The sequence below is a fragment of the Streptodolium elevatio genome (assembly GCF_053592165.1).
The window spans coordinates 368,322-391,788 of the sequence record NZ_JBSFVE010000001.1 but is presented as its reverse complement, the minus strand read 5'-3'; the positions used below and the strand labels follow the sequence as shown (position 1 = coordinate 391,788).

General features: G+C 69.5%; 17 protein-coding genes. 9 read left to right on the top strand and 8 right to left on the bottom strand.

Annotated features, from left to right (window positions below; translation table 11 throughout):
• Window positions 1–91: 91 nt before the first annotated feature.
• The 4 genes from ACWD12_RS01715 to ACWD12_RS01700 form a co-directional block, all read right to left on the bottom strand.
• The gene (locus ACWD12_RS01715; protein WP_358359992.1) at window positions 92–985 is read right to left on the bottom strand and encodes a carbohydrate ABC transporter permease; all 894 of its coding nucleotides are present in this window, start codon (window positions 983–985) and stop codon (window positions 92–94) included.
• Between the two features lie 14 nt (window positions 986–999).
• On the bottom strand, window positions 1,000–1,959 hold the full coding sequence (locus ACWD12_RS01710) for a carbohydrate ABC transporter permease (protein ID WP_358359994.1): 960 nt from the start codon (window positions 1,957–1,959) through the stop codon (window positions 1,000–1,002).
• 244 nt (window positions 1,960–2,203) lie between these two features.
• Complete coding sequence (locus tag ACWD12_RS01705; protein WP_450097882.1) at window positions 2,204–3,598, bottom strand: ABC transporter substrate-binding protein; 1,395 nt, start codon at window positions 3,596–3,598, stop codon at window positions 2,204–2,206.
• A 171-nt stretch (window positions 3,599–3,769) separates the two neighbouring features.
• Window positions 3,770–4,885, bottom strand: coding sequence for a LacI family DNA-binding transcriptional regulator (locus ACWD12_RS01700; protein ID WP_450097881.1), 1,116 nt, complete (start codon window positions 4,883–4,885; stop codon window positions 3,770–3,772).
• A 730-nt stretch (window positions 4,886–5,615) separates the two neighbouring features.
• Between ACWD12_RS01700 and ACWD12_RS01695 the strand changes: the two genes are divergently transcribed.
• Window positions 5,616–6,872 carry a serine/threonine protein kinase gene (locus tag ACWD12_RS01695; protein WP_450097880.1) on the top strand — a complete coding sequence of 419 codons (1,257 nt, stop codon included), beginning with the start codon at window positions 5,616–5,618 and terminating at the stop codon, window positions 6,870–6,872.
• A gap of 136 nt (window positions 6,873–7,008) precedes the next feature.
• Here the strand turns inward: ACWD12_RS01695 and ACWD12_RS01690 are convergent, their stop codons facing one another.
• From ACWD12_RS01690 to sdhC, 4 genes are all read right to left on the bottom strand, one after another.
• Window positions 7,009–7,800: a succinate dehydrogenase iron-sulfur subunit gene (locus ACWD12_RS01690; RefSeq protein WP_450098196.1), complete on the bottom strand. Its 792-nt coding sequence runs from the start codon at window positions 7,798–7,800 to the stop codon at window positions 7,009–7,011.
• The gene (sdhA, locus tag ACWD12_RS01685; protein ID WP_450097879.1) at window positions 7,797–9,554 is read right to left on the bottom strand and encodes a succinate dehydrogenase flavoprotein subunit; all 1,758 of its coding nucleotides are present in this window, start codon (window positions 9,552–9,554) and stop codon (window positions 7,797–7,799) included. The genes ACWD12_RS01690 and sdhA overlap by 4 nt, the downstream gene beginning before the upstream one ends.
• 81 nt (window positions 9,555–9,635) lie before the next feature.
• Window positions 9,636–10,079: a succinate dehydrogenase hydrophobic membrane anchor subunit gene (locus tag ACWD12_RS01680; protein WP_450097878.1), complete on the bottom strand. Its 444-nt coding sequence runs from the start codon at window positions 10,077–10,079 to the stop codon at window positions 9,636–9,638.
• Window positions 10,080–10,084: 5 nt separating this feature from the next.
• The gene (gene sdhC / locus ACWD12_RS01675; RefSeq protein ID WP_358360007.1) at window positions 10,085–10,465 is read right to left on the bottom strand and encodes a succinate dehydrogenase, cytochrome b556 subunit; all 381 of its coding nucleotides are present in this window, start codon (window positions 10,463–10,465) and stop codon (window positions 10,085–10,087) included.
• A 369-nt stretch (window positions 10,466–10,834) separates the two neighbouring features.
• Here sdhC and ACWD12_RS01670 point away from each other — a divergent pair, with 369 nt between their 5' ends.
• The 8 genes from ACWD12_RS01670 (at window position 10,835) to ACWD12_RS01635 (ending at window position 23,463) form a co-directional block, all read left to right on the top strand.
• The gene (locus tag ACWD12_RS01670) at window positions 10,835–12,751 is read left to right on the top strand and encodes a methylmalonyl-CoA mutase family protein (RefSeq protein WP_358360009.1); all 1,917 of its coding nucleotides are present in this window, start codon (window positions 10,835–10,837) and stop codon (window positions 12,749–12,751) included.
• Window positions 12,748–14,982, top strand: a complete 2,235-nt coding sequence (gene scpA, locus ACWD12_RS01665) for a methylmalonyl-CoA mutase (protein WP_450097877.1) — start codon at window positions 12,748–12,750, stop codon at window positions 14,980–14,982. Before ACWD12_RS01670 ends, scpA begins: the two co-directional genes overlap by 4 nt.
• A 1-nt stretch (window position 14,983) precedes the next feature.
• A complete protein-coding gene (gene meaB / locus ACWD12_RS01660; protein ID WP_450097876.1) occupies window positions 14,984–15,988 on the top strand; it encodes a methylmalonyl Co-A mutase-associated GTPase MeaB in 1,005 nt (334 codons plus the stop codon).
• Between the two features lie 162 nt (window positions 15,989–16,150).
• Window positions 16,151–17,368 (top strand): amidohydrolase, encoded by a 1,218-nt coding sequence (locus ACWD12_RS01655; protein WP_358360016.1) that lies wholly within the window; start codon window positions 16,151–16,153, stop codon window positions 17,366–17,368.
• Between the two features lie 450 nt (window positions 17,369–17,818).
• Complete coding sequence (locus ACWD12_RS01650) at window positions 17,819–18,925, top strand: BMP family lipoprotein (RefSeq protein WP_358360019.1); 1,107 nt, start codon at window positions 17,819–17,821, stop codon at window positions 18,923–18,925.
• Between the two features lie 184 nt (window positions 18,926–19,109).
• Window positions 19,110–20,744 carry an ABC transporter ATP-binding protein gene (locus ACWD12_RS01645; protein WP_450097875.1) on the top strand — a complete coding sequence of 545 codons (1,635 nt, stop codon included), beginning with the start codon at window positions 19,110–19,112 and terminating at the stop codon, window positions 20,742–20,744.
• Window positions 20,741–22,150, top strand: a complete 1,410-nt coding sequence (locus tag ACWD12_RS01640) for an ABC transporter permease (RefSeq protein WP_450097874.1) — start codon at window positions 20,741–20,743, stop codon at window positions 22,148–22,150. The genes ACWD12_RS01645 and ACWD12_RS01640 overlap by 4 nt, the downstream gene beginning before the upstream one ends.
• Window positions 22,150–23,463, top strand: coding sequence for an ABC transporter permease (locus ACWD12_RS01635; RefSeq protein WP_358362542.1), 1,314 nt, complete (start codon window positions 22,150–22,152; stop codon window positions 23,461–23,463). The genes ACWD12_RS01640 and ACWD12_RS01635 overlap by 1 nt, the downstream gene beginning before the upstream one ends.
• Window positions 23,464–23,467: the final 4 nt, after the last annotated feature.

The following is a 23,467-nucleotide window of genomic DNA, read 5'->3' as shown; positions in this document are numbered from 1 at the left end:
TTCGGGAGGGTCCGCGGGGCCTGCTCCTTGGGGACCAACTACCTGGGCCAACTACCGGGCCAACTCCTCCTCGGAGCCGACTCCTTGAGGCCTACTCCTTGACGCTGCCGGCACTGATTCCGGCGATGATGTGCCGCTGGAACACCAGGAAGACGGCGACCATCGGGATGCTCGCGATCACCATCGCCGCGATGAGATACGTCAGCGGGAGGCTCGCCGACAGCTGCACGAGCGCGACGCTGACCGGCTGCTTGTCGGTGTCCGGGTAGACCAGCAGCGGCCACAGGAAGTCCTGCCAGACCGCGACGACCGCGAAGATCGACACGACCCCCAGGACCGGCCGTGACATGGGCAGGACGATGTACCAGAGCCGCCGCAGCGGGCCGGCGCCGTCGATGGCGGCGGCTTCCAGGACGTCGTTGGGGAGTTGGTCGAAGAACCGCTTGAGCAGGTACAGGTTGAAGGCGTTGGCGACGGACGGCAGCCAGATCGCCCACGGGGTGTTGAGCAGGTTGGTGCCGATGACGGGGACGTCCACCGCGGTGAGGTACTTCGGAACCAGCAGCGCGGACGCCGGGACCATCAGGGTGGCCAGGATGGCGCCCAGGATGATCTGGCCGAACACCGGCTTGAGTTTGGACAGCGCGTACGCCGCCGCGGTGCACAGCACGATCTGGAACAGCCAGGCCCCGCCGGCCTGGAGCACGGTGTTCTTGATGACGCCGGCGAGGTCCATCCGGCGCCAGGCCTCGGAGTAGTTGTCCGGGTGCCATTCGTTCGGTACGTAGGTGGGCGGGCTCTGGAGCAATTCGTCGGGGGACTTGAAGGCCCCGGTCACCATCCAGTAGATGGGGAACAGGAACGCGAACGTGAATCCCGCGACCGTCAGGGTGAAGACGGTCCAGTAGATCGTGCGTCCGCGTCGGCTGCGCAGCCGCATCGGCGAGACGAGTGTGCGCACGTGTGCGGTCTCTTTGGTGGCCATCGCCGTCTCTCCCCTCAGCCTTGGTTCCGGGTCAGCCGCAGGTAGAGCGCGGAGAAGGCGGCGAGGAAGGCCAGCAGGAGCACGCTCAGCGCGCAGGCGCTTCCGTAGTTGTTGTAGACGAACGCGTACTTGTAGACGAGGTAGAGCACGGTGATCGTGGAATCCCCGGGCCCGCCGCCGGTGATGATGAACGGCTCGACGAACACCTGCATGGTGGCGATGATCTGAAGCAGCATCAGCATCAGGATCACGAAGCGGGTCTGCGGGATGGTGACGTGCCGGATGCGCTGCCACAGGTTGGCGCCGTCGAGTTCGGCGGCCTCGTACAGCTCGCCCGGTATGCCCTGCAGCGCGGCGAGGTAGATGAGCACCGTGCCGCCCATGTTCGCCCAGGTGGCGACGAGCACGAGCGAGATCATGGCGGTGTCCTCGCCGTTGGTCCAGTTCGAGGTCGGCAGGTGGACGGCTCTGAGGAGTTCGTTGAACAACCCCGGGCCGGGGTCGAAGAACCACTGCCACATGAGCGCCGTGACGACCGGCGGGATCATCACCGGCAGGTAGACCGCGAGCCGGAAGAACGCCCTGGCGTGCCGCATCTCGTTGATCAGCAGCGCGAGCAGGAACGGCACCACGAACCCGATGAGCAGGGCCAGCAGCGTGAACTGGACGGTGTTGCGCCACGCGGCGCCGAACTCAGGGTCGCGGAAGACCGTGGTGAAGTTGTCGAAGCCCACCCACTCGGTCTTTTCGGCGCCGTCCTGGCCCCCGGTGCGCTGGAAGGCCAGCTGGATCGCGCGGATCGCGGGGTACCACGAGAAGAGCGCGAAGCAGATGAGGCCGCCGGCGAGGAACGCGTACGCCGTCAGGTTGTCGGTGACCTTGCGGCGCAGGTTCCCGGGCGGCCGAGCGCCGGGCGGGGCGGGAGCCCCGGTGGGGCTCTTCGGCTTCCGGGGCGCACCGACGGTGCTGGTCATGGCGTGCACTCCCTCGATGCGGCGACGGACGGACTCGACGAGGCGGCCGAATGACTCGGCGAAGCGGCCGAATGCTCGGCGAGGCGACGGACTTGCTCGGCGAGGTAAAGGACGGTCTCGGCAAAGCGGCGGACAGACCTGGCAAGGCGGCGGACGGGCGGGTGGACCGGGGGCGCGGCGGGCTCCCCGGTCCACCCGTGGTCGGCGGCACCGTGGGCTGACGGCGGCCGACGCGGAGGAACGGCTACTGCTTGCCGAGGAGTTGGGTGATCTTCCCGTTGGCATCGGTGAGCAGCTTGGCGATGTCGGCGTCCTTCTTGGTGAGCACGCTGGACACCACGCCGTCGAGCACCGAGTAGATCTGCTGGGCCTGCGGGGGCTCGGCGATCTCCGGGACCTTGCCGGACGCCTCGACGAAGGACTTGTAGTTGCCCACCGGGAGCGTCGCGTTCTGGGCCTTGAGGTCGTCGTTGCTCTTGGCGGCCGCGCCGGTCCAGATGGCGGGCTCGGGCAGGCCGACGGGCTCCTTGTCCTGCTTGCCGCGCGCCCAGTCGTTGAGGCCCTTGCCGGGGGTGAGGGCCAGGAACTCGAGCCACTTCAGGCCCGCTTCGATCTGCTCCGGCGTGCACTTCTTGTTGAACATGTAGCCGTCGCCGCCGGCCAGGGTGCCCTTGCCATCGGGCATCGGGGCCAGGCCGACGTCCTCGAGCTTGCCGCCGAACTCGTTGACGATCTGGGTGACGTTGTCGGGCGCCGCGATGTACATGCCCAGGCGTCCGCTGCCCATCATCTGCTGCACGTCGTTGATGGTCAGGAGCTGCTTGCTGCCCATGCTGTTGTCGGTCCAGCGCATGTCGTGCAGCGTCTGCAAAACGGCCCTGCCCTCAGGGGTGTCGACGGTCGCGGTCTTGCCGTCTGCGGAAATGGCCGCGCCGCCGCGCGAGTACAGCTCGGCGACGAAGTGCCAGCCGCCCTGGTTGCTCGCGCTGTAGTCGGCGTACCCGACGTTGCCGCCGCCGCTGTCGGCGATCTTCTTTGCCGCGGCCCGGACTTCGTCCCACGTCGTGGGCGGCTTGTCGGGGTCGAGGCCGGCCTTGGTGAACAGCGCGCGGTTGTAGATCAGGCCCATCGAGTAGTTCGTACGCGGCACGCCGTACGTCTTGCCGTCGGCGTCCTGGAAGAACTTGACGAGGTCGGGCCGGAGTTCCTTGTCCTTCACGACCTTGTCCATGTACTGCGTGATGTCCGCCGCGCCGCCGCGCGCCAGGACCGTCTGGACGTTCGTGTAATTGACGTAGAACAGGTCCTCCATCTGGTTGCCGGCCAACTTCGCCTCGAAGGTGGTCGGGTCCGAGCAGGGGAACGCGTCCTTGGACTCGATCTTGATGTTCGGGTTGAGCTTCTCGAACGCCTCGACGTCCTGCTCCCATTGCTTGCGGTCGACCTCTGCGGTGCGCGGCGGCTTGCAGTTGACCGTGAGGGTGACCTTCTTGGCACCGGTGTCGCCGGGTCCGGCGGTTCCTCCGGCGTCGGACGCCTTGTCCCCGGAGTCGTCGTCGGAGCACGCGGCGCCGGTGAAGAGCAGGCCGGCGGCGAGGAGTATCGCGGAGGATCTGCGGTACCGGGTGGAGCTGCGCATGGGAATAGCCCTTCTGCCCGGGAAGTCGAACGAGGTCGGATACGCGGGCGAACCGGAAGGTGTCCCTCCGGCCCGTGCGTGGCGCGGGCCACACTCAACCACGCTTGGCAGCAGGACTCAATATCTCGATTAGATTCCGCAAAAAATTGACAACAGAAGGAAGAACATCGATTACGCGGGCTCGCGAGCGGCAGGCGTACGTACGGCCGCGGTCGACGGCGAGATCGCAGCCCCGGCTGCGGTACCGGCCGCGGCGTCCGCTCGGGTGTCCGCGGCGGGATCGACCGGGGGAGTTAGCGCGGGTGCCGGGCCGGACGACCGTCGCAGCACCAACTCGGGCTCGAAGAGCAGCTCGTCGTGCGTCACCGGGCTGCCGGCGATCTCCGCCATCAACATCTCCACGGCGGCCCGGCCCATGAGTTCGATCGGCTGGCGCACGGTGCTCAGCGGCGGGTCGGTCGCGGCCATCAGTGCCGAGTCGTCGTACCCCACGACCGACACGTCGCCCGGTACGCTCCGGCCGAGCCGGCGGGCGGCGCGTACCGCGCCGAGGGCCAGCGGGTCGCTCGCGCAGACGAGTGCGGTCATGCCCCGGTTGATGAGCCGCGTGGCGGCGGCCTGGCCGCCCTCGGAGGAGAAGAGCGTGTGCTCGACGCGGTCGTCGGCGAGGCCGATCGCGGCCTGGGCGGCGGCCAGTTTGCGGTTCGACGGTACGTGGTCGGGCGGTCCGAGGATCATGCCGATCCGGTCGTGCCCGAGGGCCTGGAGGTGGGCGATGGCCTGCTCGGCCGCGGCCGCGTCGTCGCAGCTCACGCGGGGGAAGTCGAGGTTGTCGACGGCCGCGTTGAGCAGCACGGTCGGCAGTCCGCGCTCGGCCAGCCGGTCGTAGTGGCCGTGCGGCGAGTCGGCCTGCGCGTACAGCCCGCCGAAGAAGATCACGCCGGAGACCGCCTGGTCGAGGAGCATCTCGACGTAGTCGGCCTCGCTCACCCCGCCCGCGGTCTGGGTGCACAGCACCGGCGTGAAACCGCGCTGCGCGAGCGCCCCCACGACGATCTCGGCGAACGCCGGGAAGATCGGGTTCTGCAGTTCGGGCAGGACCAGGCCGACCAGGCGGGCGCGTTCGCCGCGCAGTTGGGTCGGCCTCTCGTACCCCATGACGTCCAGCGCGGTCAGCACCGCGGCCCGGGTCCCCTCCGAGACCCCGGGTTTCCCGTTGAGCACGCGACTGACCGTCGCCTCGCTCACTCCGACCTTCTTGGCAACCTCAGCAAGTCGACGCACCATGCCCGCAAGAGTAGTACCGATCGCGTCAATTTTTTGCAGGATCAACGCAAATCATTTACGGGATACCCGCCCCGCGCGGCGCGTCGGGGGCCGCCGAGCCGGTCCGGGGGTGAGCGGGGCCGGGGAGGAGGGCACGGTGGTAAAACGCCAGTGGCGCATGCCGTGGTTGCAACGGGTGGTCGGTGGGACCGGCGTCCCCGGGTCTCACGGAGGCCGGGCAGGCGCCAGGCCAGGCCCGGTCGGGCATCGACGGACACTCCTCCTCGGCGGGGCCGCGGGTGTCGGCACCGTCCTGCCGCGGTGCGGCCCGCTGCGGCGGCTGCCACGCAGGTGAACGTGCGCTTCCGGGCCGTCGCCCGGAGGACCGTCCGGGACTTCCCGATCAAGACCGTGCACAGCTGGTGATCCAGGCTGGCAACCCCGGACTTCGGACACCGTACTTCAGACACCGTGAGCCGCACCGGACGGGAGGAAATGCGTACTTCATCACCGCGCCGCCGCCGCATGCCGCGGAAGCGCGCACTTGTCGCCACGACGGCCGTGCTGACCGTGTGCGGCATGCCGGCCGCAACGCCCGCCTCCGCCGCCGGCACGCGCCGAACGACTGAATCCGGAAGCCGCCTCGAATCGCCCGATCCCGCGCAGTTCTTCGCGCCTCACGGCCTTTCGGGGCGGCTACGCAGCCGCTCTCATGAACTCCTCGGTCGAACTCTGCCCAGGGAGGTACGCCGTGGCCGTTCGCAAGCCGCAGCTGCCTCCCGAGAGATTCGACCCGGCGCAGGTGACGCGCATCGGTCAGGGGGGTGAGGGATACGTGTGGCGGGTCCGTGACAAGGGACTCGGCCAGGACGTCGCGGTGAAGACTCTGAGGTACGACAAGCCGCTGGCGCCGGCGCACTACGACAAGCTCAACTGGGAGTACCACATCGCGTCGGCGGTCCGGAGCCCCCACGTGGTGCGCATCCACGACAGCTCTCCCAAGCGGAGCACCGACCATGACGCTTTCATAGCCATGGAGTTGGTAGGCACAGGAACTCTCGCGCACAGATTGGCCCTTGGCGGGTCGTTTCCCTTGGACCAGGTGGCCAAGTTGGGGGCGGCGCTCGCCGACGCGCTGGCCGCGACCCACGAAAGCGGGATCCTGCACCGCGACGTTAAGCCCGCAAATGTGCTGTTCGGGCACGACGGCGTGCTGAAGATGGCCGACTACGGCAATGCCACGCTGGAGTTCGGCGGCCGCGGCTCGCCGATCGCCGGGTCTCCCGGCTACATGTCACCGGAGATGGCGCGGGCGGTCGTGGCGCGGGACTACGGCCTTCCGGCAACCGGCGAACGCGTGAACACGCGCCAAAACGACCTGTATGGCCTCGGCGTCATCATGTACGAGATGATCTCGGGCGAACCGGCGTTCCCCGGCTTCGACCGCGAGGACCGGATCCTCGCTCAGTCCACCGGGGAACTGCAGCCGATAGCCGACGCGGCCAGGGGCGTACCGCGGGATCTCGCGGGAATCGTGACCGCGCTCACCGTGAACACCCCGGGTAGGCGGCCCGATTCCGCCGCGGAAGTCAGGGATGTGCTCCTGGAGCTCGCGCAGTCCCTGCCGACCGAGCCGGTCGGCCATGTCGGTCCCTTCATCACCCTGCAAGAGTCGGCAACCCCAGATGTCTTGCCGGCCCGTCCGCGCGGACGCGACGCACCGTACACAGGTCCAGCACCGGCCGCACCGGCCTCGGAGAAACCGACGGACGTGGCCCGCATAGCCGCGAACGGCCTGAGCGACCTGAACGAGACGCACGCCCCCGCGCATGACGTCGACCCGTCCGCCACGCAGCGTGGAGCCGACGTGTTGGCACCCGGGCAGGCTGCCGACCGGCACTACGGCGCAACCGGGCCGTCGGACGCCGCAGGCGCTCCGGACCGTCCCGAGCTGCCAAGCCCCGAACCCGACTGCCCGGCACGAGAACTCGACAACTCGATGGACTGACCCGAACCTGGCCGCCCGTTCTTCGCGCGCACCGAAGCCGCGGCACACCGGGTCCCGGGGCCCGGGAAGCCTGCCCGGGAAGCCCGAACGGCCCGTGCCCCCGATGGGGTACGGACCGTTCGGAACAGCGGGTTGCTCAGACTCGGCGGAAGATCAGGGCTCGCTTTACTTCCTGGATGGCCTTGGTGACCTCGATGCCGCGGGGGCAGGCGTCGGTGCAGTTGAAGGTCGTGCGGCAGCGCCAGACGCCTTCCTTTTCGTTGAGGATCTCCAGGCGCTGTTCGGCGCCCTCGTCGCGCGAGTCGAAGATGAAGCGGTGCGCGTTGACGATGGCGGCCGGGCCGAAGTACTGGCCGTCGGTCCAGAAGACCGGGCAGGACGTCGTGCAGCAGGCGCACAGGATGCACTTGGTGGTGTCGTCGAAGCGCTCGCGGTCCTCGGGGGACTGGAGGCGCTCGCGCGTGGGCTCGTTGCCCGAGGTGACGAGGAAGGGCATCACGTCGCGGAAGGACTGGAAGAACGGCTCCATGTCGACGACGAGGTCCTTCTCGACCTTCAGGCCCTTGATCGCTTCGATGGTGATCGGCTTGGTGACGTCGAGGTCCTTCACCAGGGTCTTGCAGGCGAGGCGGTTGCGGCCGTTGATGCGCATCGCGTCGGAGCCGCAGATGCCGTGCGCGCAGGAGCGGCGGAAGGTGAGCGAGCCGTCCTGCTCGCCCTTGACCTTGAGCATCGCGGTGAGGATGCGCTCGGTCGGGTCCGCCTCGACCTGGAAGTCCTGCCAGAACGGCACCGGGGGCTCGCCGTTCGGGCCGACCAGGTCCGGCAGGAAGCGGCGGATCCGCAGGGTGATGGTGATGGGGGTGTGGTCGCGCGCCGGCTTCTGCGCGGGGGCAGCCGGGGTCTCGTCGATAACGGCAGTCATCAGTACTTACGCTCCATCGGCTGGTAGCGGGTGACGACGACCGGCTTCCAGTCAAGCCGGATCGAGACGTCGCCGTCCGCGTCGACCTCGCGGTACGCCATCGTGTGCTTCATGTAGTTGGCGTCGTCGCGCGCCTGGAAGTCCTCGCGCGCGTGGCCGCCGCGCGACTCCTTGCGGTTGGCGGCGCCGACGACCAGGACCTCGGCGAGGTCGAGCAGGAAGCCGAGTTCGACGGCTTCGAGCAGGTCGGTGTTGAACCGCTTGCCCTTGTCCTGGATGGACACGTCGAGGTACCGCTTCTGCAGTGCCTTGATGTCCGAGAGGGCCTGCTTGAGGGTTTCCTCGGTGCGGTAGACGCCCGCGTTGGCGTCCATCGTCTCCTGCATCTCCGAGCGGATCTGCGCGACCCGCTCGGTGCCCTCGCTGTTCAGCAGGCGGTCCAGGAGCGCCCGTACGTCCGCCGCCGGGTTCTCGGGCAGTTCGACGTAGTCGGCGGTGGCGGCGTACTTCGCGGCGGCGATGCCCGCGCGGCGGCCGAACACGTTGATGTCGAGCAGCGAGTTGGTGCCCAGCCGGTTCGAGCCGTGCACGGAGACGCAGGCGACCTCGCCCGCCGCGTACAGGCCGGGGACCACGGTCTCGTTGTCGGCCAGCACCTCGGCCTCGACGTTGGTCGGGACGCCGCCCATCGCGTAGTGCGCGGTCGGGTACACCGGGACCAGTTCGGTGGTCGGTTCCACGCCGAGGTACGTGCGCGCGAACTCGGTGATGTCCGGGAGCTTTTCCTCGATCTGCTCGGCCGGCAGGTGGGTGAGGTCGAGGTAGACGTAGTCCTTGTTCGGGCCCGCGCCGCGGCCCTCCAGGACCTCCAGCACCATCGAGCGCGCGACGATGTCGCGCGGCGCGAGGTCCTTGATCGTCGGGGCGTACCGCTCCATGAAGCGCTCGCCGTCCGCGTTGCGCAGGATGCCGCCCTCGCCGCGCGCGCCCTCGGTGAGCAGGATGCCCAGGCCCGCGAGGCCGGTCGGGTGGAACTGGTAGAACTCCATGTCCTCCAGCGGCAGTCCGCGGCGCCACGCGATGCCCATGCCGTCGCCGGTGAGGGTGTGCGCGTTGGAGGTGGTCTTGAAGACCTTGCCGAAGCCGCCGGTCGCGAAGATGACGGCCTTCGCCTGGAAGACGTGCACCTCGCCGGACGCCAGCTCGTACGCGACGACGCCGGAGGTGGTCTTGTTGCCGTCCTCGTCGTCGACGAGCAGCAGGTCGAGTACGTAGAACTCGTTGTAGAACTCGACGTTCTGCTTGACGCAGTTCTGGAACAGCGTCTGCAGGATCATGTGGCCGGTGCGGTCCGCGGCGTAGCAGGACCGGCGTACCGCGGCCTTGCCGTGGTCACGCGTGTGGCCGCCGAACCGGCGCTGGTCGATGCGGCCCTCGGGGGTCCGGGAGAACGGGAGGCCCATCTTCTCCAGGTCGAGGACGGCGTCGATCGCCTCCTTGCACATGATCTCCGCGGCGTCCTGGTCGGTGAGGTAGTCACCGCCCTTGACCGTGTCGAAGGTGTGCCACTCCCAGTTGTCCTCCTCGACGTTCGCGAGGGCGGCGCACATGCCGCCCTGGGCGGCGCCGGTGTGGGAGCGGGTCGGGTAGAGCTTGGTGAGAACGGCCGTACGGCTGCTCTTGCTCGCCTCCAGGGCGGCACGCATGCCGGCGCCGCCCGCGCCGACGATGACGGTGTCGTACTTGTGGATCTGCATGACCTGTGTGTCCTCTGGTACCGATCTCCGCGACCACCAAGGGGCGCGTTCGGGTGCGTTCGAGTGCGGTCCGTTGGCCGGCTACTGGCCGATGTTCGGGTCGAAGGTGAAGATCACCAGCGTGCCGGTGAAGAGCACGATCAGGGCCGACGTGTAGAGCACGACCTTGAGCCAGAAGCGGGTCTGGTCGCGCTCCGCGTAGTCGTTGATGATCGTGCGCAGACCGTTGACGCCGTGCAGCTCGGCGAGCCACAGCATGATCAGGTCCCACGCCTGCCAGAACGGGTTGGCCCAGCGGCCGGCGACGAACGCGAAGCCGATCCGCGACACACCGCCGTCGATCACCAGCTGGATGATCAGGTGGCCCAGCACGAGGACGACCAGCAGGATGCCGGACAGCCGCATGAACAGCCAGCTGTACAGCTCGAAGTTGGTCCGGGTGGAGCGCGGCGAGCGCTTGGAGCGGGGGGCCTCGATGGCCGGGCCGCCGCCGCTGATCTGGGGAGCGTTCTCGATCAAAGCCATCTGGGTCAGCTCCCGAAGATCTCGCGCAGCGTGTGCTCCAGGACCGGGTAGAAGGCGCCGGCCATGAGCACGGCCCACAGGCCGACAACGCCCCAGAACATCTGCTTCTGGTAGCGGGGGCCCTTCTCCCAGAAGTCGACCGCGACGATGCGCAGGCCGTTGAGGGCGTGGAAGAGAACGGCGCCCACGAGGCCGTACTCCATGACGTTGACGAACGGGTTCTTGTAGATCTCGATCGTCTCGTCGTACGCCTCGGGCGAGACCCGCACAAGAGCGGTGTCGATGACATGGGCGAACAGGAAGAAGAAGATGAGGACGCCGGTGACTCGATGAGCCACCCATGACCACATGCCTTCCCGGCCGCGGTAGAGCGTTCCAGCCGGCACGGAAACTACCCTCCGGATGCGGTAGACGGGGCTCGGCCGGCAAGCCGTCGGTCGGCCCGGCCGGGTACCTTCCTCCGGCCCCGGCCATGTTAGCCATCGAAATCACCGGCTCCCGCCCGGGGGCGCGTGATGTGATCGATTCCGCACGCCTACGGGAACCAAACGGGTGACACTTCGCGTCCTACGGCCTTTCCCGCCAGCTGATGTGACGCAGTGTCATCGACGCCTCCGGGCGGTCGCCGGCACTCGTCGGACAAATCGGATAACCGTTCCGCGACACTGTCCTTGCCGCGGTCAAGCGAATTCGCGACTGATGTCACACCGAGGCCGTGTATCGATCTTGGGGCGCGGTCCCTACGATGCGTGAACATGACGGAGGCTACTGTCGACGGCGGCACGTCTACCGGCTCCACCTTTGCTTCGCAGTTCCCGCAGCCCACGCGTGAACAGTGGCAGGGCCTGGTGGCCGGCGTGCTCCGCAAGTCGAGGGTCATCGGTGCGGACGACGCACCCGACAACCCTGAGGATCTGCTCGCGACCACCACCTACGACGGCATCAGGCTGGCCCCTCTCTACACGGCCGACGACGCCTCACCCGAGCCCGGCGCTCCCGGACTCCCCTCCTACGTACGCGGCGCCCGGGCGGCCGGCAGCTCCGTCGACGGCTGGGACGTACGCCAGCTGCACAGCGACCCGGACCCGGCGCGCACCGCCGAAGCCGTGCTCGCGGACCTGGAGAACGGCGTCTCGTCCGTCTTCCTGCAGACCGGCGCGCCCGGCGGCGAGGACGCCCTGGACCCCGCCGAACTGCCCGGCGTCCTGGCCGGCGTGCTGCTCGACCTCGCGCCGGTCGTGCTCGACCCCGGGGCAGACTTCGGGCCGGCCGCCGAAGCCCTCCTCGCGGTCTTCCGCGAGCGCGGCGTCGCCCCGGCCGAGGTACGCGGCAACCTCGGCGCCGACCCCGTCACCACCCACGCCCGTACCGGCCGCGCCCCGGGGGCCGGCCGGGACCTGGCCGCCGCCGCCGACCTCGCGGTACGCGCGCACGCCGAGTTCCCGCACCTCCAGGCCATCACCGTGGACGGCCAGCCCTACCACGAGGCCGGTGCCTCCGAGGGCCAGGAACTCGGCGCCGCCACCGCCGCGGGCGTCGCGTACCTGCGCGCGCTCACCGCCGCGGGACTCGACGTCGACACCGCGCTCGGCCTCGTCGAGTTCCGCTTCGCGGCCACCGCCGACCAGTTCCTCACCATCGCCAAGCTGCGTGCCGCCCGCCGCGTGTGGGCCCGCGTCGCGCAGGCGTCCGGCGCCTCGGCCGGGGCCGGTGCGCAGAAGCAGCACGCCATCACGTCCTGGTCGATGGCCACCCGCCGCGACCCGTGGGTCAACATGCTGCGCACGACCGTCGCGGCGTTCGCGGCCGGCGTCGGCGGCGCCGACTCCGTCACGGTCCGCCCGTTCGACGCGGCGATCGGCCTGCCCGACGCCTTCGCCCGCCGCATCGCCCGCAACACGCAGTCGCTGCTGCTGGAGGAGTCGCACCTCGCGCAGGTCATCGACCCGGCGGGCGGCTCCTGGTACGTCGAGAAGCTCACCGACGAACTCGCGCACGCCGCCTGGGCGTTCTTCCAGGACATCGAGCGCGCGGGCGGCATCGCCGCGGCGCTCGACGGCGGTCTCGTCGCGGACCGCATCGCCGAGGTGCGGGCCGCCCGCGAGAAGGCGATCGCCACCCGCAAGGACCCGCTCACCGGCGTCAGCGAGTTCCCGAACCTCACCGAGGACGCGGTGATCCGCGAGCCCGCCCCGGCGCTGCCCGGGGGCGGCCTGCCGCGCGTGCGGTACGCCGACGGCTACGAGGCCCTGCGCGACCGCTCGGACGACATCTACCTCGCCACCGACGCGCGCCCGACGGTCTTCCTGGCCACCCTCGGCCCGGTCGCCCAGCACACCGCGCGCGCCCAGTTCGCCCGCAACCTGTTCGCGGCGGGCGGCATCGACGCCGTCGAGGCGGGCGCGACGGCCACCGAGGACGAGGTCGTCGAGGCGTACCGCGCGGCCGGTGCCCCGGCCGTGGCCTGCCTGGCCTCCAGCGACAAGATCTACGAAGAGCGCGCGAAGGACGCCGTCACGCGCCTGCACGAGGCCGGCGCCCGGCATGTCCTTCTCGCCGGTGCGGCCAAGAAGTGGGCGGACACGAACGCCGACGGGTACGTATTTGTCGGGTGCGACGCACTCGAAGTACTGAACCGGGCGTACACGATCATCGCGGGAGGGGACCGATGACCATTCCGGACTTCACCGGCATCGACCTCGGCACCCCCGAGGCCGCCGACGCCGAGGCGTGGGTCGCCGCGGTCGCCGAGGCGACCGGCAAGGACGCCGCCGAGCTGACCCGCGACACGCCCGAGGGCATCCCGGTCAAGGCGCTGTACACGGAGAAGGACACCGAGGGCCTCGACTTCCTCGCGACCTACCCGGGCATCACGCCGTACCTGCGCGGGCCGTACCCGACGATGTACGTCAACCAGCCCTGGACGATCCGCCAGTACGCGGGCTTCTCCACCGCCGAGGCGTCCAACGCCTTCTACCGCCGCAACCTCGCGGCCGGCCAGAAGGGCCTGTCGATCGCGTTCGACTTGGCCACCCACCGCGGCTACGACTCCGACCACCCGCGCGTCGCGGGCGACGTCGGCATGGCAGGCGTGGCCATCGACTCGATCTACGACATGCGGCAGCTGTTCGACGGCATCCCGCTCGACCAGATGTCGGTGTCGATGACGATGAACGGCGCGGTGCTGCCGATCCTCGCGCTCTACATCGTCGCGGCGGAGGAGCAGGGGGTGAAGCCGGAGCAGCTCGCGGGGACGATCCAGAACGACATCCTTAAGGAGTTCATGGTCCGGAACACCTACATCTACCCGCCGAAGCCGTCGATGCGGATCATCTCCGACATCTTCTCGTACACCTCGCAGAAGATGCCGAAGTTCAACTCCATCTCGATCTCCGGCTACCACATCCAGGAGGCCGGGGCCACGGCCGACCTGGAGCTGGCCTACACGCTCGCGGACGGCCTGGAGTACCTGAAGGCCGGCATGGACGCGGGCATGGACGTCGACGCGTTCGCGCCGCGCCTGTCGTTCTTCTGGGCCATCGGGATGAACTTCTTCATGGAGATCGCCAAGATGCGCGCGGCCCGCCTCATCTGGGCGGACCTCGTGCAGAGCGTCGGCGCGAAGAACCCGAAGTCGCTGTCGCTGCGCACCCACTCGCAGACCTCCGGCTGGTCGCTGACCGCGCAGGACGTCTTCAACAACGTGGTGCGCACGTGCGTCGAGGCCATGGCGTCGACGCAGGGCCATACGCAGTCGCTGCACACCAACGCACTCGACGAGGCGCTGGCGCTGCCGACCGACTTCTCCGCCCGCATCGCGCGCAACACGCAGCTGATGCTCCAGCAGGAGTCGGGCACCTGCAACGTGATCGACCCGTGGGGCGGCAGCGCGTACGTCGAACGCCTGACCTACGACCTGGCGATGCGCGCCCGCGAGCACCTCGCCGAGATCGAGAAGGCCGGCGGCATGGCCGCCGCGATCGACGCCGGCATCCCCAAGCTGCGCATCGAGGAGGCCGCGGCGCGTACGCAGGCCCGCATCGACTCGGGCCGCCAGCCGCTCATCGGCGTCAACAAGTACCTCGTCGACAACGATCAGCCGATCGACGTGCTCAAGGTCGACAACGCGCGGGTACGCGCCGACCAGATCGCGAAGCTGGAGCGGCTGCGCGCGGAGCGCGACGGCGGCGAGGTCGAGCGCGCCCTCGCGGCGCTCGCGGGTGCCGCCGAGGCGGACCTCGCGGGGGAGCGGCCCGACGACCTGGAGCACAACCTGCTCAAGCTCGCGGTCGACGCGGCGCGGGCGAAGGCGACGGTGGGGGAGATCTCCGACGCGCTGGAGAAGGCGTACGGTCGGCACCAGGCGACGATCCGCACGCTCACCGGCGTGTACCGCGAGGAGGTGGGGGCCACGGGCAACGTCGAGCGGGTCCGCACGCTGGTCGAGGAGTTCGAGCGCGAGGAGGGCCGCCGCCCGCGCATCCTGGTGGCCAAGATGGGCCAGGACGGGCACGACCGCGGCCAGAAGGTGATCTCCACGGCGTTCGCCGACCTCGGCTTCGACGTCGACGTGGGCGCGCTGTTCCAGACTCCGGAGGAGGTCGCCCGCCAGGCCGTCGAGGCCGACGTGCACGTGGTCGGCGTCTCCTCCCTCGCGGCCGGCCACCTGACGCTGGTGCCGGCCCTGCGCGAAGAGCTCGCCAAGCTCGACGCGGGCGAGATCATGGTCGTGGTCGGCGGCGTGATCCCGCCGTCCGACGTACAGCCGCTGCTCGACATGGGCGCCGCCGCGGTCTTCCCGCCCGGCACGGTCATCTCGGACGCCGCGGTCGACCTGTTGAAGCGTCTGTACGACCAGCTCGGCCACGAGCTGCCCGCGGCGCTCTCCACCGCATCGGAGTGACGTGGCACGTCGTGTGATCGATGTCGGCCAGTACGCGGAAGGCGTGCTGGCCGGCAACCGCACCGTCCTGGCCCGCGCGGTCACCCTCGTGGAGTCCACCCGCGCCGAACACCGCGACCTCGCCCAGGAGTTGCTGGTCAAGCTGCTGCCGCACGCGGGCGGCGCGCACCGGGTGGGCATCACCGGTGTGCCGGGCGTCGGCAAGTCCACCTTCATCGAGGCGCTGGGCACCAAGCTGACTGCCGCCGGGCACCGGGTCGCGGTGCTGGCCGTCGACCCGTCCTCGACGCGGACCGGCGGCAGCATCCTGGGCGACAAGACGCGGATGGGGAAGCTGGCCGTCGACCCCGCCGCGTTCGTGCGCCCGTCGCCGACCGCCGGGACGCTCGGCGGCGTGGCGCGCGCCACGCGCGAGTCCATCGTGCTCATGGAGGCCGCGGGCCACGACGTCGTGCTGGTCGAGACGGTCGGCGTCGGGCAGTCGGAGGTGACCGTCGCCAACATGGTCGACTGCTTCCTCTTCCTGACCCTCGCGCGTACCGGCGACCAGCTCCAGGGCATCAAGAAGGGCGTCCTGGAGATGGCCGACATCGTGGCCGTCAACAAGGCGGACGGCGAGTTCGAGGCGGCCGCGAAGGCCGCCGCGCGCGAACTCCAAGGCGCATTGCGGCTGATGCGCAGACCGGGTGAATTGTGGTACACGCCGGTCCTCACCTGTTCGGCGCTGACCGGGATAGGGCTCGACGAGCTGTGGGACACCGTCCTGAAGCACCGTCAGACCCTGGACTCCGCAGGGCGGCTGGCGGACGTGAGGCGCCGTCAGCAGGTCGACTGGACATGGGCCGCCGTACACGACTCGCTGTTGGCCGAATTGCGGGCGAACCCCCAGGTCAAGAGCCTGGTGCCGGATCTCGAACGGCAGGTGCGGGACGGCGAGATCACCGCGACGATCGCCGCCGCGCGCATCCTGGACGCGTTCCACGGCAGGGGCGGGAACACGGACTGACCGTACGGTTGGCGCCCTGACGGGGCGTCAGCCAAGTGGGCGTAGTGGCATACCCCCACCGGCCCTGGGTCATGCGCCACGGAGGGCAGATTTCCTCACCCTAACGGGGGTAATTCGCTTTCTCTCACGTCCCGGGTAGCGCGGCAACGTACCCTTGCAGGGGTGAGCGCATCCCTCCCCGAAGGCCCCGAGGGCGCAGTTTCAGCCGCGTCCTCCCATGTCGCTGCTTATGCCGACGAACTCGTGGCGATCCGCCGCGACCTGCACATGCATCCTGAGCTGGGGCGGGAGGAGTTTCGCACCACCGGGTTGATCCACGACCGGCTGGTGGCCGCCGGTCTGACGCCCCGTCTGCTGCCGGGCACCGGCGTCGTGTGCGACATCCCGGCCTCGGCGGGTGCGGCCGACGGGCGCGGACTCATCGCCTTCCGCGGCGACATCGACGCGCTGCCGGTCGAGGACGCCAAAGACGTCCCGTACCGCTCGACCGTGCCCGGCCGCGCCCACGCGTGCGGCCACGACGTGCACACCACGGTCACGCTCGGCGCGGGCCTCGTGCTGGCCGACCTCGCGCGCGAGGGGCTGCTGACGCGTCCGGTGCGGCTGATCTTCCAGCCCGCCGAGGAGAAGCTGCCCGGCGGTGCGCTGGACGTCATCAAGGCCGGGGGGCTTGACGGCGTCGAGGAGATCCACGCGGTGCACTGCGACCCGCGCGTGGAGGTCGGACGCGTGGCGCTGCGCGTCGGCGCGATCACGTCCGCCTGCGACCGCATCATCATCACGCTGGGCGGCCCGGGCGGGCACACCGCGCGGCCGCACCAGTCCACCGACCTGGTGACCGCGCTGGCGAAGATGGCCGGCGAGCTGCCGTCCGCGCTGGCCCGGCGCATCGACCCGCGCTCCGGCGTCAGCATCGTGTGGGGCCGCATCAACGCGGGGGCCGCGCCCAACGTCATCCCGCAGCGCGGCGAACTGGACGGCACGCTGCGCTGCCTGGACATCGAGGCGTGGCGGCAGGCGCCCGACCTCATCCAGGAGTTGGTCGACGCCATCGCCTCGACCTACGGCGCGAAGTGGGAGCTGGAGCACCACCGCGGCGTGCCCCCGGTCGTCAACGACGCGGACGCGGTCGCCGCGGCGCGGACCGTGGCGACCGGATTTCTCGGTGCCGCGTCGGTCGAGGTGACCGAGCAGAGCCTGGGCGGCGAGGACTTCTCGTGGTTCCTGGAGGACGTGCCCGGGCAGCTGACCCGGCTCGGCGTGCGCCCCGTGGGCGAGGCGCCGTACGACCTCCACCAGGGCCGCTTCGACGTCGACGAGCAGGCCATCGGCGTGGGCGTGCGGCTGTTCGCCGACCTGGCGCTGCGCCCGCGCCAGTAGGCCCGGGTTCCTCTCCGGCACGTCCCGCCGACGCCCCTCGTACGGGCCCGAACGGAGCCCTGCGCGGGGGCAAATGAGTGCCCTGACCAGGTTATACGTAGTACCCGCGATAACGACCAGGACACGAATCAGGCCCCGCACCGACCGGTGCGGGGCCTTGCTTTTACCGAGGCTCGCGACGGGGAAACCGTGGAGCCGTGAGACCTGGCCCAACCACCGGCTACCTTCATCCACTTGGCTCAGCAGATCGTGTCCAAGTGGTGATCTGACCTGTATGTCAGAGATATTGATTTTGTATGTATGCTCAGCGGCGGTTCGCATGTCTACGCGCGTACACGACGCATTCTACTCGCGTTGAACGCAGCGTGTCAGCCAACCGCCACCACAGGTCTTGCCAGATGTTCAGCTGATTTCACGCCTTGTTGGGCGTGCATCGGAAGGAGACACCCCGTGCGCCGGGTATCCAAGGTCGCCGTGGTCGCGGTCACCGGGGCTCTCGCCCTCACCGCGACTGCTTGTGGCAGCAAGCCGAAGGACGATGACAAGGGCTCGACCCCGAGCGCAGGTGCGTCCGCGCCCGGCGCCGGCGGTGCCACCAACGCCGCGAACTTCAAGGCGTGCATGGTCACCGACCAGGGCGGCGTCGACGACCGCTCCTTCAACGCCGCGGCGTGGGCCGGCCTGAACCAGGCCAAGGACCAGCTGGGCATGCAGATCAAGAAGGTCGACTCCAAGACGGAGAACGACTACGTGCCGAACATCGACAGCCTCGTCGCCGACAAGTGCGACGTCGTCGTGGCGGTCGGCGGCCTCATGGCCAAGGCGACCGGCGAGGCGGCGAAGAAGAACCCGAATCAGAAGTTCATCATCGTCGACTCCAGCAGCGTCGAGCCGAACATCAAGGGTCTCGAGTACAACACCGCCCAGGCGGCGTTCATGGGCGGCTACCTCGCCGCCGCGCAGACCAAGACCGGCAAGGTGGCGACCTTCGGCGGCATGAAGATCCCGCCGGTCACCATCTACATGGACGGCTTCGTCGAGGGCGTCAACTACTACAACCAGCAAAAGGGCAAGAACGTCCAGGTCCTCGGCTGGGACGAGGCCAAGCAGGACGGCTCCATCGCGGGCAAGTTCGACTCGCCCGGCGACGGCGAGCGCATCGCCAACGACTTCATCAACCAGGGCGCGGACATCATCCACCCGGTGGCGGGGCAGACCGGTCTCGGCGCGGCCTCGAAGGCCAAGCAGTCCGGCAAGGCCAGCGTCATCTGGGTCGACGTCGACGGCTACGAGAGCACGAACGACAAGGAAGTCATGCTCTCGACCGTCACGAAGTCCATGAAGGACTCGGTGTTCCTGGCGCTCAAGGAAGCCGCCGCGGGCCAGTACACCACCGCGCCGTACCTCGGCACGCTGCAGAACGAGGGCGTCGGCCTCGCGCCGTTCCACGACTTCGACTCGCAGGTCTCCGCGGAGACCAAGGCCGAGCTGCAGAAGATCAAGGCCGACATCATCGCCGGCACCATCAAGATCACCTCGCCGAGCCAGCCGAAGTGACGCCGCGGCCGGGTGCCGTGGACCCCTCGGTCCACGGCACCCGGCGCTGTGCTTCACCCCTCGGCGTACCCGCTCGACCCGCCGGGCCCCTCGCCCCCGTCGCCCGGCACGCACCGCAGTATTCACACACCCTTGCCCATCCCCCCGCACGCCCCGCCGCCCGGGGCGCAGCGCCGCTGAGGAGGTGACCGCGCTGAAGCTGGAACTGCGCGGGATCACGAAACGGTTCGGATCGCTGGTCGCGAACGACCACATCGATCTGACCGTCGAGCCCGGAGAGATCCACTGCCTCCTCGGTGAGAACGGTGCCGGCAAGTCGACGCTGATGAACGTCCTGTACGGGCTCTACGAGCCGACGTCGGGCGAGATCGTCGTGGACGGACAGCCGCGTACCTTCAGGACCGCGGGCGACGCCATCGACGCCGGCATCGGCATGGTCCACCAGCACTTCATGCTCGTGCCGGTTTTCACGGTCGCCGAGAACGTGATGCTGGGCAACGAGGAGACCCAGGCGCTCGGCTGGCTGGACCGCCGCCGCGCCCGCAAGAAGGTGCTCGACCTGGTCGCCGAGTACGGCCTCGAGGTCAACCCGGACGCGACCGTCGAGGACCTGCCCGTCGGCCTTCAGCAGCGCGTCGAGATCCTCAAGGCCCTGGTACGCGACGCCAAGGTGCTCATCCTCGACGAGCCGACCGCGGTGCTGACGCCGCAGGAGACCCAGGAGCTGTTCCGCGTCATGCGCGCGCTGCGCGACTCGGGCCACTCGATCGTCTTCATCACCCACAAGCTCAAAGAGGTCAAGGCCGTCGCCGACCGCATCACGGTCATCCGCCGCGGCAAGGTAGTCGGCAGCGCCGACCCGTCCTCCTCCGAGACCGAGTTGGCCTCGCTCATGGTCGGCCGGCCCGTGGACCTGGTGGTGCACAAGGAACCCGCGCAGCCGGGCGAGGTGCGCTTCACCCTCGAGAACGTCACCGTGCTCGACGACTTCGGCAACGTCCAGGTCGACAGCGTGAACCTGGAACTGCGCGAGGGCGAGATCCTCGGCGTCGCGGGCGTGCAGGGCAACGGCCAGACCGAGCTGACGCAGGCGATCCTCGGGCTGCGCCGGCCGGCCGCCGGCCGGATCCGGCTGGACGGCCGCGACATCACCGCGCTCAGTCCGCGCAAGACGCTCGACGCCGGCGTGGGGTTCGTACCCGAGGACCGCCAGCACGACGGCATCGTGGGCGAGTTCACGGTCTCCGAGAACCTGGTGCTCGACCTGGTCACGCGCCCGCCGTACGGCGGAGGCATCGCGATCAACCCCAAGAAGGTGCGCGAGAACGGGTACAAGCGGGTCGAGGAGTTCGACATCCGCACGCAGTCGATCGACAGCCCGGCGGGCTCGTTGTCCGGCGGCAACCAGCAGAAGGTCGTCGTGGCGCGCGAGATGTCGCGCCCGCTGCGGCTGTTCATCGCCTCGCAGCCCACGCGCGGTGTGGACGTCGGCGCGATGGAGTTCATCCACCAGCGCATCGTGGCCGAGCGGGACGTCGGCACGCCGGTCGTCATCGTCTCCACCGAACTGGACGAGGTCGTCGCGCTGGCCGACCGGATCGCGGTCATGTACCGCGGCCGCATCGTCGGCATCGTGCCGCCGACCGCGACACGTGAGCAGTTGGGCCTCCTGATGGCCGGTGTCGAGGACCCCGCGCTGCTGGAGAAGGCCGCCACACGTCCGTCGCTGGAACTGGACGTCGAGGACACCCCGCGCGACCGCGGCAACGACGGCGGCAACGACACGGACACGACCGGTGGAGAGGAGGGGCAGGCATGAGCGACGCGAACAACGACGGCGACGGCAAGAAGCCCGAGGGCAGCACGCCTCCCGAGCAGCCTGCCGGGACACCGGCCGGAACCCCTGCCGGGACGCCCGCCGAGCAGCCGGCCGAGACGCCCGCCGACAAGCCCGTCGCGGCCGTCGCCGCGGCGAAGAAGGCCCAGGCGCAGCCGCGGAAGTCGTTCGGGCGCCAGGTCGTCGACGGCATCGTCACCGGCAACTCGGCCGTCGTCACGTTCCTGGCGATCGTGCTGGCTCTGCTCGTCGGCGCCGTCCTGATCGTGCTGTCGAACCAGGACGTCCTGGACAAGTACAAGTACTTCTTCGACGACCCGGGCGACGCGCTGTCGGCGTCGTGGAACCTGGTCAAGGACGCGTACGTCGCCCTCTTCAAGGGCTCGATCGTCGACCCGGGCACTTTTGACAGCAACTACGCGCCCTACATCCTCAACCCGATCTCCGAGACGATCTCGCAGGCCACCCCGCTGATCTTCGGCGGTCTCTCGGTCTCGATCGCCTTCCGCGCCGGGCTGTTCAACATCGGTGCGCAGGGCCAGCTCATCGCAGGCGCCATCGTCGCGTCGTGGGTCGGCTTCACCTTCGACCTGCCGGGCACGCTGCTGCTCATCCTCGTGATCGTCGGCGGCATCCTCGGCGGTGCCGTGTACGCCGGGCTCGCCGGCGTCCTCAAGGCCCGCTTCGGAGCCCACGAGGTGATCATCACGATCATGTTCAACTACATCGCGCTGAACTTCCTCGCGTGGCTGCTCACCACCGACACCTTCCGCGAGGAGAACCAGCAGCAGCCGATCGGCAAGCCGCTGGACGACGGCGCGCTGCTGCCCCGGCTGTTCGGCGACGAGCTGCGCATCAACCTCGGCATCATCCTCGCGCTCGCCGCGGTGGCGCTGTACTGGTGGATCCTCAACCGCTCGACGATGGGCTTCGAACTGCGCGCGGTGGGCTCCAACCCGGACGCCGCCCGCACCGCGGGGATGAGCGTGGGACGCGCGCAGATCGTGGCGATGGCCATCGCGGGCGCGATGGCCGGCATGGTGGGCGTCTCGCAGCTCGCCGGCCCGTACAACGCGGGCCACCAGCTGAGCCCGACCATCGACGCGGGCCTCGGCTTCACCGCCATCACCGTGGCGCTGCTCGGCCGCACCAAGCCGCTGGGCGTGATCTTCGCGGCGCTGCTGTTCGGCGCGCTCCAGGCGGGCGGTTCGAAGATGCAGGCAGCCGTGGGCGTGTCGATCGACATCGTCATGGTCATCCAGGCGGTGATCGTGCTCTGCGTCGCGGCACCCGCCCTGGTCCGCACGATCTTCCGCCTCAAGGGCGCACACCGGGGCGGCGAAGGCGGCCTGGTGGCGAAGGAAACCGCAGGGGCGGAGGCCGTCTGATGTCGAACACTCTCATCACCCCCGAGGCAGAGGCGCCCCAGGAGGCCACGGGTGCCGCGGCGCGTACGCTCGCGGCCGCCGCCCGGCGCCGCGCGCTGATCACCGGCATCGGCTTCGTCCTGATCGGCGTGTACGCGCTGTGGGCCTTCGGCTTCGGCACCAAGGGCGGCGTCGACGCGGTCTTCGGCCTGACCGTCTCCGGCTCCGGCCCCGAGGTCGGCGACCTCGACGTCGCCGCGCGCGGCACCGCGATCGCGATGTCGATCCTGTGCATGGCGGCGGGCGTGGCCCGCATCCTGCTGGACCGGTCCAAGCTCGCCCGGCGGCTGAGCGCCGCGGTGTTCGTGATCGCGTTCGTGGTCGCGTTCCTCAGCTGGGCCATCGCCGGCAAGCAGATGTCCTTCGCGGGCGCGCTGCAGAACACGATGCTCGCCGCGACGCCGCTCATCCTCGGCGCCCTCGCGGGCGTCATCGGCGAGCGCTCCGGTGTCGTCAACATCGCCATCGAGGGCCAGTTCCTGGCCGGCGCGTTCTCCGCGGCACTGGTCGGCTCCATCACCGACTCGCTGTACGCGGGCCTGGTGGCCGGCGCGGTGGCGGGCGGCCTCGTCGGGCTGCTGCTGGCCGTGTTCGCGGTGCGCTACCTGGTCGAACAGGTCGTGCTCGGTGTCGTCATCAACCTGCTCGTCGCGGGCATGACCGGCTTCCTGTACTCGCAGCTGCTACGGCCGAACAGCGACAAGTACAACAACCCCGGCACCTTCGACAACTGGGCGATCCCCGGCCTGTCCGAGATCCCGGTCATCGGCCCGGTGCTCTTCGACGTCAACGTGATCGTGTACCTGATGTACGTCCTGGTCGCGGTCGTCCACCTGGCGCTCTTCCACACCCGCTGGGGCCTGCGCGCCCGGGCGGTCGGCGAGCACCCGACGGCGGCGGACACGGTCGGCATCAAGGTGCTGCGCACCCGCTACCTGAACGTTTCGGGGGCCGGCCTCATCGCCGGCATCGGCGGCGCGTTCCTCACCATCGGCACGGTCGGCACGTTCAGCAAGGACATGGCGTCCGGCGCGGGCTACATCGCGCTGGCGGCGGTCATCTTCGGCCGCTGGCGTCCGCTGGGCGCCGTCGCGGCGGCCCTGCTGTTCGGCTTCACGAAGGCCCTCGCGACGTCGCTCCAGCCGCTGCAGACGCCGATCCCGGCGGAGTTCCTCCAGATGCTGCCGTACATCGTCACGGTGTTCGCGGTGGCCGGCCTGGTGGGCAAGGTCCGACCGCCGGCCGCGGCCAACAAGCCTTACACGAAGGGCTGACGGC